Annotated in this window: 18 protein-coding genes and 1 tRNA gene; 16 read left to right on the top strand and 3 right to left on the bottom strand. The window is 47.5% G+C overall.

Going from position 1 to position 14,081, the window contains the following annotated elements:
• The first annotated feature begins 6 nt into the window (after window positions 1–6).
• From V7O63_RS01410 to V7O63_RS01455, 10 genes are all read left to right on the top strand, one after another.
• Window positions 7–468 (top strand): hypothetical protein, encoded by a 462-nt coding sequence (locus V7O63_RS01410; RefSeq protein ID WP_340819479.1) that lies wholly within the window; start codon window positions 7–9, stop codon window positions 466–468.
• Entirely contained in the window at window positions 468–767 is a 300-nt protein-coding gene (locus V7O63_RS01415) for a FeoC-like transcriptional regulator (RefSeq protein ID WP_340819481.1), read from the top strand. Before V7O63_RS01410 ends, V7O63_RS01415 begins: the two co-directional genes overlap by 1 nt.
• Window positions 768–973: 206 nt before the next feature.
• The gene (trpD, locus tag V7O63_RS01420) at window positions 974–2,005 is read left to right on the top strand and encodes an anthranilate phosphoribosyltransferase (RefSeq protein ID WP_340819482.1); all 1,032 of its coding nucleotides are present in this window, start codon (window positions 974–976) and stop codon (window positions 2,003–2,005) included.
• Window positions 1,989–2,666 (top strand): phosphoribosylanthranilate isomerase, encoded by a 678-nt coding sequence (locus V7O63_RS01425; RefSeq protein WP_340819484.1) that lies wholly within the window; start codon window positions 1,989–1,991, stop codon window positions 2,664–2,666. Before trpD ends, V7O63_RS01425 begins: the two co-directional genes overlap by 17 nt.
• Window positions 2,659–4,230 carry an anthranilate synthase component I gene (trpE, locus tag V7O63_RS01430; protein WP_340819486.1) on the top strand — a complete coding sequence of 524 codons (1,572 nt, stop codon included), beginning with the start codon at window positions 2,659–2,661 and terminating at the stop codon, window positions 4,228–4,230. Before V7O63_RS01425 ends, trpE begins: the two co-directional genes overlap by 8 nt.
• Window positions 4,227–4,817, top strand: a complete 591-nt coding sequence (locus tag V7O63_RS01435; protein ID WP_340819488.1) for an aminodeoxychorismate/anthranilate synthase component II — start codon at window positions 4,227–4,229, stop codon at window positions 4,815–4,817. Before trpE ends, V7O63_RS01435 begins: the two co-directional genes overlap by 4 nt.
• A 24-nt stretch (window positions 4,818–4,841) precedes the next feature.
• Window positions 4,842–5,393 carry an adenylate kinase family protein gene (locus V7O63_RS01440; protein WP_340819490.1) on the top strand — a complete coding sequence of 184 codons (552 nt, stop codon included), beginning with the start codon at window positions 4,842–4,844 and terminating at the stop codon, window positions 5,391–5,393.
• 135 nt (window positions 5,394–5,528) lie between these two features.
• Window positions 5,529–5,601 (top strand) — tRNA-Cys (locus V7O63_RS01445).
• Window positions 5,602–5,631: 30 nt separating this feature from the next.
• Window positions 5,632–7,065 carry a cysteine--tRNA ligase gene (gene cysS / locus V7O63_RS01450; protein ID WP_340819492.1) on the top strand — a complete coding sequence of 478 codons (1,434 nt, stop codon included), beginning with the start codon at window positions 5,632–5,634 and terminating at the stop codon, window positions 7,063–7,065.
• A gap of 5 nt (window positions 7,066–7,070) precedes the next feature.
• The gene (locus V7O63_RS01455; RefSeq protein ID WP_340819494.1) at window positions 7,071–7,859 is read left to right on the top strand and encodes a PhzF family phenazine biosynthesis protein; all 789 of its coding nucleotides are present in this window, start codon (window positions 7,071–7,073) and stop codon (window positions 7,857–7,859) included.
• A 49-nt stretch (window positions 7,860–7,908) separates the two neighbouring features.
• Here the strand turns inward: V7O63_RS01455 and V7O63_RS01460 are convergent, their stop codons facing one another.
• The 3 genes from V7O63_RS01460 to mer are packed head-to-tail and all read right to left on the bottom strand — an operon-like array spanning window position 7,909 to window position 10,487.
• Window positions 7,909–8,436 (bottom strand): nicotinamide-nucleotide adenylyltransferase, encoded by a 528-nt coding sequence (locus tag V7O63_RS01460; RefSeq protein ID WP_340819496.1) that lies wholly within the window; start codon window positions 8,434–8,436, stop codon window positions 7,909–7,911.
• Window positions 8,437–8,448: 12 nt separating this feature from the next.
• Complete coding sequence (gene fpoF, locus V7O63_RS01465) at window positions 8,449–9,477, bottom strand: F420H2 dehydrogenase subunit FpoF (RefSeq protein WP_340819498.1); 1,029 nt, start codon at window positions 9,475–9,477, stop codon at window positions 8,449–8,451.
• A gap of 29 nt (window positions 9,478–9,506) precedes the next feature.
• Window positions 9,507–10,487, bottom strand: a complete 981-nt coding sequence (mer, locus tag V7O63_RS01470; RefSeq protein ID WP_340819499.1) for a 5,10-methylenetetrahydromethanopterin reductase — start codon at window positions 10,485–10,487, stop codon at window positions 9,507–9,509.
• A gap of 381 nt (window positions 10,488–10,868) precedes the next feature.
• Between mer and V7O63_RS01475 the strand changes: the two genes are divergently transcribed.
• The 6 genes from V7O63_RS01475 (at window position 10,869) to V7O63_RS01500 (ending at window position 14,078) form a co-directional block, all read left to right on the top strand.
• Window positions 10,869–11,108, top strand: a complete 240-nt coding sequence (locus tag V7O63_RS01475; protein ID WP_340819501.1) for a DUF2180 family protein — start codon at window positions 10,869–10,871, stop codon at window positions 11,106–11,108.
• Window positions 11,109–11,119: 11 nt separating this feature from the next.
• Window positions 11,120–11,335 carry a DUF2180 family protein gene (locus tag V7O63_RS01480; RefSeq protein WP_340819503.1) on the top strand — a complete coding sequence of 72 codons (216 nt, stop codon included), beginning with the start codon at window positions 11,120–11,122 and terminating at the stop codon, window positions 11,333–11,335.
• 35 nt (window positions 11,336–11,370) lie between these two features.
• On the top strand, window positions 11,371–11,745 hold the full coding sequence (locus V7O63_RS01485; RefSeq protein ID WP_340819505.1) for a carboxymuconolactone decarboxylase family protein: 375 nt from the start codon (window positions 11,371–11,373) through the stop codon (window positions 11,743–11,745).
• A gap of 75 nt (window positions 11,746–11,820) precedes the next feature.
• On the top strand, window positions 11,821–13,227 hold the full coding sequence (locus V7O63_RS01490; protein WP_340819507.1) for a multiheme c-type cytochrome: 1,407 nt from the start codon (window positions 11,821–11,823) through the stop codon (window positions 13,225–13,227).
• A 17-nt stretch (window positions 13,228–13,244) separates the two neighbouring features.
• The gene (locus V7O63_RS01495; protein WP_340819508.1) at window positions 13,245–13,436 is read left to right on the top strand and encodes a ferredoxin family protein; all 192 of its coding nucleotides are present in this window, start codon (window positions 13,245–13,247) and stop codon (window positions 13,434–13,436) included.
• Between the two features lie 18 nt (window positions 13,437–13,454).
• A complete protein-coding gene (locus V7O63_RS01500) occupies window positions 13,455–14,078 on the top strand; it encodes a flavodoxin family protein (protein ID WP_340819510.1) in 624 nt (207 codons plus the stop codon).
• Window positions 14,079–14,081: the final 3 nt, after the last annotated feature.

Raw genomic sequence — 14,081 nt, forward strand, 5'->3', positions numbered from 1 at the left:
ATCAAGATGAAACGTAATTATGGGAACAAGGAAATAGCATTTGCAACACTTGCCGGTGTGCTCTACGCATTCTTTGGACTGATACATATTATAGAAGGACTTGGTATCGACACTGGACTTTCGGGCATTTTATTCATTCCGGGAGACATCCTTGGTGGATTCTGTCTTGTAGTCATAGGAGGAGTTTTCCTTTACGGATCAAGGGAAATGCTACAGGGAATAAATGCAGGCGTATCCTTCGTTTATGTGGGCATCCTGATGTCCCTGGTCTTTATGATGGTCTACCTGTTGATAATGGGAGGGAACCTGCTGGATTCATTCATAGTTCCTGATGACTATGAAGGATGGAGCGTAATGGAAACCTTCAGACCAGGAATATACCTGGGGATCATTTCACTTGCAGGCATCCTCTACTGGAGGGACAGGTTCTCACTGAACGAGGTGCTTGTATTCAGGGAGGGAGCATAATGGTCGTAGGATATCGGTTTTTCCTGAAAAGAATAGCAACGATGATGGATTCAAAAGAGAATCTCACCATCAGGACAATAGCTGACAGGCTTAACCTCAGACATGATGAGTTCAGGGACATCCTGAACATCATGGTTAACAAAGGAGATATCGAGTGCATTGAAGAAAGTACGGCAGGATGCAGCGGAAGCTGCCCCGGTTGTTCAAAATTATGTGCAGGACCACAGCTTACCAGCAAGACAGGGAATGTACGGTCTTACAGGTTGACAGAGAAAGGCAGGATGAACTGTAAAGGATAGGGCAGGGAAGATACAATACCATCTGATCGGTTCTTTTTTCACAGGACCCTGTTATTCTTTCCATCTTTTTTACTGTTTTAACCATTGGATCATTTCAGCCCGCTTTTGTGTTAGAAGATTTAAAAGCCATAACCCTTAAATACCATCAACCATCTTTTAATCAGTATTGTACAACTATATACATTGTTGCGTTAAAAGGTGCTACCATGAAGGACTACATCAGGAAAGTAAGTGAAAAGCAGGACCTCACAATCACTGAAGCAGAGGATGCTATCACAAAGATATTCACAGAGGCCACTGACGCACAGATCGGCGGGCTCCTTATCGGACTGAAACTTAAAGGCGAGACTGCAGATGAGATAGCAGGCTTTGCCATTGGTATGAAAAAGGCTGCGAACACCATCGCTCCAAAAGTCGAAGGTGCACTGGTGGACGTTGTGGGAACCGGCGGTGACAGTCATAATACCATCAACATCTCGACCACCTCTGCAATAGTAACTGCCGCAGCAGGCGTTGCAGTTGCAAAGCACGGCAACCGTTCCATAACCTCACTTTCCGGTAGTGCCGATGTCCTGAGAGAGCTCGGGATAAAAGTGGACAAATCACCTGAAGAGGTGACCGAATCCATTGAAAAGAACGGAATTGGCTTCATGTTTGCGCCGATATTCCACCCTGCCATGAAAAGGGTCGGACCCATCAGGCAGGAAATGGGAGTAAGGACTGTTTTCAACATCCTCGGACCACTCACAAATCCTGCGAACGCAAAGGTCCAGCTTGTTGGAGTCTTTGATAAGAAACTCTGCGAGCCCTTCGCCCAGGTAATGAAGAAACTGGGAGTTGAAAGAGCAATGGTCGTCCACGGTGACGGCATGGATGAGATATCCAGCATCTCAGAGACATATGTTGCCGAACTCAAAGATGGCGAGATAACAACCTATACACTCACCCCGGAAGAACTGGGCATCAACAGGGCAACAATAGATGATATCGCAGGCGGCACACCAGAAGAGAATGCGAAGGACATCATACGCATACTGAAAGGCGTGAAAGGACCGAAAAGGGACATAATCGTAATGAACTCTGCCGCAGCACTTTATGTTGCAGGCAAAGCCGCTTCCGTCAAAGAGGCGATACCAATGATAGAGGAAGTCCTTGACAGCGGAAAGGCGCTTCAGAAGCTGATAGAGTTCAGTGATGACGATAATTTGAAAGAGGTCATAGATGAAACATCTGCCTAGAGTCAAGATATGCGGAATGAGGACTGCTGAGGACATCGAACTGGCAGTAAGCTGCGGAGCCGATGCTGTGGGACTCATCACAGAGGTCCCGGTGAACACACCAAGGAAACTGGATGCCCGGACAGCTGCGGAACTTGTCAGGAAAGTACCGGTCTTTGTGGACTCAGTGCTTGTCATCATGCCGGAAAGCGGACAGGAAGCACTGGACCTCGTAGATAAGGTAAGACCTGACGTGGTTCAGCTCCACAAAGAACTTAGCGCAGATGAGATAGAGATAATACGTAATGGCACACACCAGAAGATCATCAGGACATTTGCCATACCTGTAGAGAGCAAAGAGCTACCTGCTGATATGATGAGAGAGATAGATTCGCTTTTCGACAATGACCTGATAGACGGCATATTGCTCGATTCCGGTAAAGCCGGAGCAAGTGGCGGCACCGGACTGGTGCACGACTGGTCAATAAGCAGACAGGTGGTCGAGAACACGGACGTTCCGGTGATGCTGGCAGGCGGACTGAAGCCTGAGAATGTAAGGGATGCCGTAAATGAGGTAAGGCCATTTGCCGTGGACACTGCCTCAGGTGTAGAGACAGATGGAAAGAAAGACCCTGCAAAGGTATGCAGGTTCATAGAAGAGGCAAGGTGTATCAATGGTTGATTTCGATCTTAATAAAGAGGAGTTCACAACCCTCATTGACAATTCACAGAAGCCTGCCATAGTGCAGCTCATGACGAAAGTGGATAGCATTTGCAGCCCGCTGCAACTATATGCGACCCTGCAGAACGCAGGACATTCATATCTGCTTGAATCCGTAGAGAAGGAAAAGAGACATGCAAGGTATTCATTCGTAGGCTACGAACCTGAGATGGTGGTTTCTATCAAAGACAGGTACCTGACCATCGAATGCCAGATGAACTCAGAGCTTACAAAGCACATCTACAACAAGCTCAAAGACATGGGTGATGTGGAATCACTCATCGGCGGAAAGTTCAGAGTGAAGGTAAGTGAAGGCGACGATGCACTTGCAGCCTTCAGGAAGATATACCCCACCAGCACCGACACCAGCCTTCTCAACCAGACACGTTTTGACAGACAGACATTCCTCGGTGGTGCCATCGGCTACAACAGTTACGATCTGGTCTATGATGCCTGGCTGGACCGGGACAAGAAGCCCGATGCAGATACACCTGACATGCACTTCGCGATCATGTCGAAGACATTTGTCTTCGATCACATCACAAATGAGACATACATAGTTATCACACCATTCGTCACAGAGGCAAGCGACCTGAACGATGTCTATGAACATGCGGTCTCAGAGGCACAGCTCATGGAAAGGTCACTCCAGATGGCCTCGGTCATAAGCATAAGTGAGGACATCCCTGTGACAGATTCAGAGGAACCTGTTGCCAACATGGACCAGGATGCCTATGAAGAAGCCGTGAAGGTAGCAAAGCAACACATCATCGATGGTGATATCTTCCAGGTGGTCCCTGCCCGCAGATACACCGTAAAGATGAAGCAGACGCCACTGCAACTCTACATCAGGCTCAGGAACATCAATCCAAGCCCTTACATGTACATCTTCAACTTCAAAGACGTGGGTATCGTGGGTGCAAGTCCAGAGACACTTATGACGGTCTTTGACAGGAAGGTCATCACAAACCCTATTGCAGGAACCTGCCCCCGTGGAAAGGACGATGAAGAGGACAAAGTACTTGCAGAGGAGATGCTTGGTGATGAGAAGGAACGTGCAGAGCATGTCATGCTAGTGGACCTCGGACGTAATGACGTAAGGATGGTCTCAAAAGGCGGAACCGTCAAGGTAGATGACCTCATGAGCGTGGTGAAATACTCCCACCTCCAGCACATCGAAAGTACCGTGAGTGGGGAACTCAGGAACGAGTGCGACCAGTTCGATGCCACACGTGCAATATTCCCTGCCGGGACACTTTCCGGTGCTCCGAAGATAAGGGCAATGGAGATCATTGATGACCTCGAGCCGGAATCCAGAGGAATATACGGCGGAGGAGTAGGATACTATTCATGGAATGGTGATGCTGACTTTGCCATTGTCATCAGGACAGTACTTATCAAGAACAATACAGCCTACGTGCAGGCAGGAGCAGGCATCGTGGCTGACTCTGACCCGACATACGAATACAACGAGACCGAAAGGAAGATGGCTGCTATGATAAAGGCCATAGGAGGCAAACAATGAAAGTATTGTTCATCAACAACAAGGACTCCTTTGTCTGGAACCTTGTGGACTACGTGTCAATATACGAGCCTGATACCATGGTCGTCCCCAACACCATCTCCCTTGAAGAGATAAAGGAGATCGGGCCTGACGCTATTGTTGTGTCCCCTGGACCCGGTACACCTCACAAGGCAGAGGACATAGGTTCCTGTCTTGACGTGATAAGGGAATTCGGACCACATGTACCTGTTCTTGGAGTATGTCTTGGACACCAGGCAATTAACACCGCGTTCGGCGGAAAGATAGGACATGCAAAGGGCGGCCCCATCCACGGAAAGACATCTGACATAAGTCATGACGCATCACCACTATTCGATGGTATCACTGACAGGTTCAAGGGAGGAAGATACCACTCCCTTGCCATCCAGGAACTGGCAGAGGACCTCAAGGTCACCGCGAGAACAGACGATGACATAATCATGGCTGTGGAACACAAAGAATACCCCGTCTACGGCGTGCAGTTCCACCCCGAGTCCATTCTTACCGAAGAAGGAATGGGAATCGTCAGGAACTTCCTGAAGATAGCCGAAAACATGCACAAGAATTAAGCACTTACAGGCTTATTGTTGACTATGTTTATCGGTATCACAGGCACACCGGGGACAGGGAAGACCTCGGTGACCAAACTTCTCGAAAAGGACCCTTTCTATCAGGTGATCCATCTGAACGAGCTGATAAAAGAAGAGAAGCTCTACTCAGAGGTGGATACCGAAAGGGACTGTGTGGTAGCCGATATGGACAGGGTGTATGACAGGATCCTGGAATTACAGGATAGTTTCTATGCCGTTACCATAGTTGACAGCCATCTTTCACATCATATAGCTGATATCGTCATCGTTCTGAGGACATCACCTGCGATACTGAAAGGAAGACTCGAAAAAAGGAATTACTCTGCTGATAAAGTGCGGGAGAATCTAGAAGCAGAAGCCCTTGACATCATTCTTGCCGAAGCGGTGGAATGGTGCGCAAAGGTCTTTGAGATCGATACGACAGCAGGGAATGTGGAAGGAACCTTCGGGGATATCGAGAGAATCATCAGGGGACTTCGAAACGGGGATACCGATGAACTTGAAAAGGAGTTCAGGCCGGGTTCTGTGGACTGGAGTGACTACTTCTTTGACTAGATCACTCTGAAAGTGACACATTTTTGAAAGAGCAGTGCGTATATAATAACAATACTTGCCTCAAACGCAGGTTTTTAAAGATAACAGATAATAGAGTAAGTAGGAACACAAATTGTGTAACTCATCTTTCCTCATGCCGAGGTGACAGAGTGGCTAATGTGACCGCCTGCAGAGCGGTTTTTCGGGAGTTCGAATCTTCCCCTCGGCATCCTTTTACACACATTAAAGGAGTTCTACTGTGGCACTGAAGATATATAATACACTGACAAGAGAACTGAAAGATTTCATCCCCTTTCATGGAAAGAAGGTGAACATGTATGTTTGCGGACCTACGGTGTATGACCACTGCCACCTCGGACACGCCAGGAGTTACGTTTCCTTTGATGTGATCAGACGCTACCTGAGCTATAGAGGATATGACGTCAACTACATCTCCAATATCACGGATGTGGATGACAAGGTGATCAACAGGGCCAGGGAGAGCGGAGAAGATCCTCTTGAACTGTCAAGGAAATTCACCGATTCCTTCATAGAAGATATGGAAACCCTTGCAGTGTTGTCACCTGATACCCGCCCTAAGGTAACGGAACACATAAATGAGATCATCAGCACCATTGAAACTCTTGTGCAGAAAGGAGCTGCCTATGTGACCCACAAAGGCAATGTATACTACGACCTCACCAGATCTGAAGAGAAGATCGGAGTATTGAGCCACCAGACCGCAGAAGGACTTCTGGAAGGCTCCGGCAGCAGAGTGGATGTGGAAGATGACAAACGATACCAGCTTGACTTCGTTCTCTGGAAGGTCTCGCCTGAAGATGAGATCGGATGGGACAGCCCATGGGGCAGGGGAAGACCCGGATGGCACATCGAATGTTCGGTGATGTCCGCAAAGTACGGCTCAGAACAGCTTGACATCCACGGCGGCGGCATGGACCTTATATTCCCTCACCATGAGGCAGAGATACACCAGTCAGAGAGCTGCACAGGAAAGCATCCTTTCAGCAAGTACTGGATGCATAACGGATTCCTTACCATCGATAAGGAGAAGATGTCAAAATCCCTCGGGAACTTCTTCACCATAAAGGAGGTACTCGGTAAATTCCCTGCCGGAACAATACGATTCTTCATCGTTTATACTCATTACAGAAGCACTATCGACTTCAGCGAGGATGCACTGGAGGAAGCAGGCAGGGCAAGAAAGAGATTATTGAACTCCATATCCAACGTTGAGCATGCACTGGACAGTGCACCTGAAGATGACAACGACGCCGGACTGGATGAGCTTATCGATACAACAAGGGATGAGTTCATGACTGCAATGGATGACGACTTCAATACAAGGGAAGCCATCGGCAGTATGTTCGTTTTCGGTCGCAAGGTCAATTCCATCATCAGCAGTGAGAACCCGGGTCGTGAAGCACTCAGGCGAGTTCTCGACTTCTTTGCAGAGATAGATGGAGTGCTTGGTATCTTCACCGAGAAAGAAAGTCCTTCAGAGAGCGATGATACCGGCCTTTCAGATGAGGAGATCAACGGGATGATAGAGCTCAGGGAAAAGGCACGTGCTGAAAAGGACTGGGCAAAGGCTGATGCTATCCGTGATGAACTCAAGGAGAAAGGTATCATTATCGAAGATGGAAAGGAAGGCGTAAGGTGGAGGCGGGAATAGCTGAAATGACCTCCATATACCAGGTAGATGCCTTTACCGATGAACCGTTTAAAGGTAACCCTGCCGGAGTTTGTATCCTTGAACAAGCTGCAAATGAGGAGTGGATGCAGACTGTTGCAAGGGAAATGAATCTTTCTGAGACTGCTTTCCTCTACCCTGATGGCAAAGGATACAACTTGCGCTGGTTCGCACCTGATACAGAGGTCGATCTCTGCGGCCATGCAACGCTGGCAAGTGCCCATATACTATGGGAAAAGGACTTTGCCGATAAAAAAGATGTTCTGGAATTCCATACAAAGAGTGGAACTCTTACTGCCAGTCTGAAAGACGGATGGATAGAACTTGATTTTCCTGCGCTTTTAGAGGAAGAGAGTGAGATACCGGAAGGACTAAGCGAGGCTCTGGGGATAGAACCTGTCTATGTTGGCAGGAGTGTATTCGATTATATTATTGAGGTCTGTTCTGAGGAAGAGTTAAGGGCGATCGACCCGGACCTTACCCGGCTTTCAACTATCACTACAAGAGGTTTTAGTGTAACAGCTCTTTCCAGTTCTGATGAATATGATTTCGTATCAAGACTCTTTGCACCTGCTATCGGGATACCTGAAGATCCTGTCACAGGTTCAGCTCATTGCTGCCTCGGACCTTACTGGATGAAGAAGCTTGGAAAAAATAGTTTTACTGCCTATCAGGCATCCACAAGGGGAGGAGTTGTCAGAGTACAGGTGAAGCGTGACAGAGTATTGCTCTCAGGCAAAGCGGTAACTGTTATTGAAGGAAAGATACTTTTTTAATTCAGAGAATAAGTTGAAGATCACAGAGACGTGAGGGGAGTCTTGTCGACTAATCCTTATATGTGTTGTCGGACCTTGATACACTTTTAAGCCTGTTGACACCATCTATCTCGTCGATCACATCAACAACTTCCTCTGGAACGAGTTCTTTCCAGTTCTCATCGGCCAGCATACGTCTTCTTATCTCGCTGCCGGAATAACCGTCCCTCTGGTACATTGGAGGTTGCTCCACGGTAATACCAGCTTCCTCGAACAGGCGTACAACTAATGGATTATTAGAATAGACCACATCAAATGGTGGTGTCATAGAAATAATGTGAGAGACCCACACAGCATTCCTTTGCAGGTCTTCCAGCGGGATCGCGTAATGCATCACATCGGCATCCTCAAGAGCATGCCTTATCATCATTACGCGCTCACCTGCGGTAAATGGATTCTTAGGCTCGTGGCTTTTCTGCGCACTGCCTATGCCAATTACTACCTCATCCACATCCCGGGCAATATCATTTATAATTGAATAATGTCCGAGATGGAATGGTTGGAAGCGTCCTATATAGAACGCCCTTCTCATATGCATATGTGATAACCATCAGTGAATGCCACATTCGTCGAATGTGAACTTCTCACAGACTTCAAGATAGTGTCCTGAGTTGTTATCGTGTTTCATCTTGGCAAGCTTAGCGATCAGATCCATTCCTGGTTTTGGATCCTCCATGATCTCGACCTTGTCCTTTACAAGCTCGAACATCTTCTTGCCTACTTCTGTGCGGATGAGCACACAGTTCCAGCCGTCCGGTGTACCAACAGATCCCAATGAGATATCTGCGGAAACTGATGTGTAATCACAGCAGTGGTGACATGGATTCCTTGCATGGGGTGCAACCTCTGGGATCTTTACACTGTGGGCTTCGCCGTCCTTTGTGTAGTTCCAGAACTTACCTTTACCGAAGTCCATCTTGACAACATCTTCTGCATTGAGTCCCATGATCTCAGGAACAACCTTCTCGGTCATGATATCATGGTAGAAACTCTCCATGCACAGCAGACCAAGGATTACAACGATCTTGTCGTTGTTATTCTCTAAGAGAAGACGTGCGCCATGTGCCTGGCAGGGTACACCAATCACACCGATCTTATCGTATTTCTCAAAAGGTTCCCTGAGTGCTGAAAGTACTGAATCGTAGGTATACTTTGTACCTGTTGTCCTGTCAACATCTTCCGGTTTGGTCATAAGGACAAGTTCAGTACCCCATTTGTCATCCCTGGCGATACCGACGAAACAATCTACCGCACCAGTCTCAAGCAAAGCCTTTGCCAGTAGTGAGGTAACACCACCGTCCTGACCTTTAATGGTACTCTTTGCTCCGAAGAACTCTTTTACATTTGCGAATTCGTCTTCTTCATATCCGTCAATTACAGGACAGAGCCTTCCGCATGTGAGACATCCCTCACATACATTTGGTGCTGCTCCTTTGACGTATAATTCTAAATTATCAGGGTCACGGACCTCTGCATGCTTGTTCATGACAATAGCACCAGCAGGGCATGCTGAAACACATGCCCCACAAGCAGTACAGACGTCGTGATCAATGACCTCTAATATTTTTGGATGGGCCATTAACTGCCTCCGACGTTCTTTAATTTTGTTTATCCAATGATCTCTTTACCGATGAGCTTGATGGCCTTCTCTTTGTTAGGTCCGATCGGGGAACCTGCGACGATCTGTGTTACACCGATGTCGAGCAGTTCGTTGATCCTTGCCTTACAGTCATCAGGTGTTCCACTGATAGAGAATGCGTCCATCATGTCATTTGTGACCATACCGCCCATGAGTGCACCGAAGTCACCCTTTGCGATAGCTCCGCCGATGTCAGCCTTTGCTGCTACATCGATTCCGTGGCGCTCAAGTACCATGTCAGGTGAACCTGCAACGATGAATGCGACTACGATCTGTGCTGCACTCTTTGCCTTTGCAGCGTCCTTGTCAATTGAGAAGCATGCGTATGCTGCTACGTCAACGTCCTTAGGGTCACGGCCTGCCTTCTTTGCACCTGCTGCGATCTGCTGTACAGCTACTTCGAAGTCCTTAGGGTGTGATGCATTGATCAGTACACCGTCTGATACCTCTCCTGCGAGCTCGAGCATCTTTGGACCCTGTGCACCCATGTAGATAGGTACGTTTCCAGCCTTGAATGCCATCTTTGCACCGCCGAACTTGACCATGTCGCCGTCCATAGTTACTTTCTCACCTGCGATGAAGCCACGGATAGCCTCGATGCTTTCCTTTGTTGTTGTGAGTGGCTTGTCCCATGCGATTCCCATTGCATCGAAGGTTGCCTTGTCTCCAGGACCAAGACCGAGGATTGCACGGCCGCCTGAGATCTCGTTAAGGGATGCAATGCTTGATGCTGTGATAGCTGCGTTCCTTGTGTATGGGTTTGTTACACCTGTTCCGAGCTTGATACTGTTTGTGTTCATTGCGAGCACGGTTAAGGTTGAGTATACATCACGGTTGTTGTAGTGGTCTGTAATCCATACATTGTCAAAACCCTGCTGTTCAGCGAGCTTTGCGTAGTGAGCGATTTTCAGTACTGGGTCACTTGGTACAAATTCTATTCCAAAAGTCATTTGAATCCTCCTCTAAAGAGTGTTGCTATTCAGGTATCTATACATATTTAAAACTTTGTTGGTTTGACATCGGGATAACAAGTGAAAAAAAGCACCCCAACCCAATGCTAAAATTACAATATATGAAAATATGTTTCACTAGATATATTGTGCAACTACAGAGAACTTCCACACCACAACACTATCTAAAAAATAAATATGAACTTACCGTTACAGATATATCCGGTAACTGTCAGATGAAATATTATTCATATTTTGCAGGAGATGGCAATTTCAGGGAGTTATTGGGCCATCACCTCATATGAGAATATGAGCATCTGCAAGGCATGGATGTTTAAAGGATCGTTTGAGAGACATTGAGTTTTAAACGAAGTGATCATCATGAAATGCTACGAGTGTGAAAAAGATGGAACAGATAGCGATACGATAGGTATCTGTATCATTTGTGGAAGAGGGGTTTGTAAGGACCACCACGTCAGAGAAGAGACACCTGTATGGGAAGGCGAATACAGTATCAAACTGAAGTGCGGAATGGGCATTTCCTGTGACTACAAGGATGTACAGCACTGGAAGAAGGTACTCTGCATGCCCTGCCACAAGGCCCTTAAGGAGAATTACTAGGTGATATCATGATGAAATGTTATGACTGCATGGAAGAAGGAAAGGACGCAGAAGCAACATGCGTCTGTATCGCTTGTGGAAAAGGCCTTTGTACAGACCACAAGAAGGAACTGGAACTCCCGGTATCAGTAGGCCAGCCACCTAACGTGGAGAGGCTCCCTAACGGACTGCCAAGGCTTCTGTGCCAGTATTGTTTCGACCAGACGATCGAGGATTCATTTGACTGAGAATTCTATTGAGATACAAGAGGAGTGAAATGAAAATGTGCGGAGAAAGAGGTAGTGGAAAAGGATGCGGACATGAGGAGATAGTAGGAGACATGTCCGACAAGTTAGGATTTACACCACAGATACTGGAAGTACTTGGAGAGCTCGAACCTGAGTTCCTTCAAAAGTACAACATGTGCAACCACAGGTTGCTCAAGGATGGTGCGCTTCCTGCAAAGACAAAGATACTGATGGCTCTTGCGATCGTCGCATCCAAGCAGTGTGAACGCTGTGTCGTATCACAGATGAAGAGCGCACTGAACAACGGTGCAACAAAGGAAGAGATCATGGAAGTAATGGATGTCATTTTCATCACATCCGGTGCTCCTGCTGTTGCTGCATGCAGAGATGCACTTAAGCAGCTCAAATAAAACATCCTGCAGGGACCTTTCCGGTCCCTCCGGAACTTATCATTCTACAATAATGACCCAATGAGAGGAGAGGATATGAGGGGGACCATTGTAAAGGGCAGCCTGCTTTTTGTGACGATAGTTTTACTATTATCAATGACAGGGATTCCTGCATTCGCTGCAGAGGTTACGAAGTTCGGAGAGCTATCATCGGATGAGTTCACCGATGCGGACAGATGCGGGCAATGCCATGCGATCATATATGCCGACTGGGAAGGAACGATGCACTTCAATGCATATCTTGACCCGTTCTATCTGGAAGAGGTAAAGGTTGCAAGTGAAGACACCGATGGACTGGTAGATGAGTTCTGCTCCCGTTGTCACACACCCATCGGAGTCACATCCGGCGAGATACCACCAATTGACGGATCACAGATGAGCGAAATCGCCAAACATGGAGTGCAGTGTGACTTCTGTCACGTAGTATCAGGAAGCAACGGAACAGGCAACGCACCCTTCATAGTCACACCAGGGGACACTAAATGGGGACCTTTCGATGACTCAAGGTCTGCATTCCACGGTTCAGAATATCTTGAACTCTATACCCGGTCTGAATACTGTGGTATGTGCCATCAGGTCATACATCCCGTCAATGGACTTGTTATAGATGACACATACTCCACATGGAAAGAAAGCCAGTATGGAGACGATAATGTCGCCTGCCAGGACTGCCACATGACAGAGGGTATCACAGAGTTCGAGGCTAACCCCGGACGTGCAGGCTCTGGCGCACCTAAAAGGGACCACATCTCCTCACATGACATCGTAGGAGGAAATGCATTCATACCTCCGATGTTCGGTGCTGATAACGTAGCTGAAATGGCAGTTGAAAGACTTCAAAGAGCTGCCACTGTAGAAGTTAAGACACCAGAGATGGCAGCTTCAGGAGAGGAAGTGATCATCGAGGCATCGATCACCAATTCAGGTGCCGGACACAGTATACCAACCGGGGTTTCCGAGATCAGGCAGATATGGGTCGAAATGATCGTCACAGACAGCGAAGGTAACGAGATATATACCGCCGGAACACTCGATGAGGACGGGACCATAGAAGGAGAAAAGCTGATCTACAATAATGTTCTCGGTAACAGTGAAGGGAACGCCACAGAAAGCTTCTGGCTGGCTGACAGAGTGCTTGAGGATAACAGGATAGGTCCGAAAGAGACAGTGACAGAAGAACATAATTTCACGGTCCCTGATGATGTGGCTTATCCACTGACAGTAAAGGCCACCCTGAACTACCGGTCTGCTCCCCAGGAACTGATCGATAAGCTTATGGGAGAGGATACGGAAGTTCCTGTGATCGCCATGAACGAGATATCAGCCACAATATACGACCCTGCGACACCACCTGAAGAAAGAACAACAGAGTCGACACCGGGATTCGGCATTCTTGCGACATCCATGGCTCTGGTCATAATGATGTACTTATTTAGAAGATAAAAAGGAGGAAATGAAAAATGCCACCAGAAGTAGACTTAGACAAATGTGAAGGGATCGGAGCATGTGCTGAATCATGCCCTACAGATGTTATAGACATTGTGGAAGACGAGAACGGGAATCCCAGATCCGTTATCGCACGCCCTGATGACTGTGTGGAATGTGGGGTATGTGTTGATGCCTGCCCACAGGAAGCAATAACACTGGACTAAGAAAAACGGAGTGACCTAATGTCCGATGATACCAGCATCAAACTTCTCGGGATATCAGGTAGTCCGAGGAAAGGCTCAACAGACTACATTGTCAATGAAGCTCTCCGGTATGCCCAGGAGAAATATGATAACGTAGAGGTTGAATATTTCTCTGCAAGAGCAAAGAACATGAAGTTCTGCATCCACTGTGATCACTGTGTTCGTAAGAAAGAAGGATGCATTCACAAGGATGACCTTGTGGACCTCTATGACAAGATGCTCTGGGCAGATGCATGGATCATCGGCACTCCGGTATACCAGGGCACATTGAGTGCCCAGACAAAGACGATTATGGACAGGTGCCGGGCTGTGGTTGCCCGTGACCCCAAAGCCTTCCTGAACAAGGTCGGTGCCGCAGCAGCAGTGGGCGGCGACCGCGTAGGCGGACAGGAACCTGCCATGCAGACAATTCACAATTTTTACATCATCAGCGAGATGATACCTGTTGCAGGTGGTTCCTTTGGTTCCAACCTTGGAGGAAGCTTCTGGTCACAGGACAAAGGTGCCAAGGGTGCTGCAGAGGATTCCGAAGGATTGAGGACACTTCACAGGACCATCAACAAGATGATGAAGACCGTCATCACCATGAAGAATATAAAATAGGGG

This window comes from Methanolobus sp. WCC4 (assembly GCF_038022665.1).
Classification (GTDB): domain Archaea; phylum Halobacteriota; class Methanosarcinia; order Methanosarcinales; family Methanosarcinaceae; genus Methanolobus.

What these genes read in the sequence shown, in the direction of transcription:
- V7O63_RS01500 (WP_340819510.1), top strand. Translation starts at nt 13,455, where the DNA reads ATGTCCGATGATACCAGCATCAAACTTCTCGGGATATCAGGTAGTCCG.
- V7O63_RS01495 (WP_340819508.1), top strand. Translation starts at nt 13,245, where the DNA reads ATGCCACCAGAAGTAGACTTAGACAAATGTGAAGGGATCGGAGCATGT.
- V7O63_RS01455 (WP_340819494.1), top strand. Translation starts at nt 7,071, where the DNA reads ATGACCTCCATATACCAGGTAGATGCCTTTACCGATGAACCGTTTAAA.
- V7O63_RS01440 (WP_340819490.1), top strand. Translation starts at nt 4,842, where the DNA reads ATGTTTATCGGTATCACAGGCACACCGGGGACAGGGAAGACCTCGGTG.
- V7O63_RS01475 (WP_340819501.1), top strand. Translation starts at nt 10,869, where the DNA reads ATGAAATGCTACGAGTGTGAAAAAGATGGAACAGATAGCGATACGATA.
- mer (WP_340819499.1), bottom strand. Translation starts at nt 10,487, where the DNA reads ATGACTTTTGGAATAGAATTTGTACCAAGTGACCCAGTACTGAAAATC.
- V7O63_RS01425 (WP_340819484.1), top strand. Translation starts at nt 1,989, where the DNA reads ATGAAACATCTGCCTAGAGTCAAGATATGCGGAATGAGGACTGCTGAG.
- V7O63_RS01410 (WP_340819479.1), top strand. Translation starts at nt 7, where the DNA reads ATGAAACGTAATTATGGGAACAAGGAAATAGCATTTGCAACACTTGCC.
- V7O63_RS01490 (WP_340819507.1), top strand. Translation starts at nt 11,821, where the DNA reads ATGAGGGGGACCATTGTAAAGGGCAGCCTGCTTTTTGTGACGATAGTT.
- V7O63_RS01480 (WP_340819503.1), top strand. Translation starts at nt 11,120, where the DNA reads ATGAAATGTTATGACTGCATGGAAGAAGGAAAGGACGCAGAAGCAACA.
- V7O63_RS01435 (WP_340819488.1), top strand. Translation starts at nt 4,227, where the DNA reads ATGAAAGTATTGTTCATCAACAACAAGGACTCCTTTGTCTGGAACCTT.
- V7O63_RS01415 (WP_340819481.1), top strand. Translation starts at nt 468, where the DNA reads ATGGTCGTAGGATATCGGTTTTTCCTGAAAAGAATAGCAACGATGATG.
- trpE (WP_340819486.1), top strand. Translation starts at nt 2,659, where the DNA reads ATGGTTGATTTCGATCTTAATAAAGAGGAGTTCACAACCCTCATTGAC.
- V7O63_RS01460 (WP_340819496.1), bottom strand. Translation starts at nt 8,436, where the DNA reads ATGCATATGAGAAGGGCGTTCTATATAGGACGCTTCCAACCATTCCAT.
- fpoF (WP_340819498.1), bottom strand. Translation starts at nt 9,477, where the DNA reads ATGGCCCATCCAAAAATATTAGAGGTCATTGATCACGACGTCTGTACT.
- trpD (WP_340819482.1), top strand. Translation starts at nt 974, where the DNA reads ATGAAGGACTACATCAGGAAAGTAAGTGAAAAGCAGGACCTCACAATC.
- V7O63_RS01485 (WP_340819505.1), top strand. Translation starts at nt 11,371, where the DNA reads ATGTGCGGAGAAAGAGGTAGTGGAAAAGGATGCGGACATGAGGAGATA.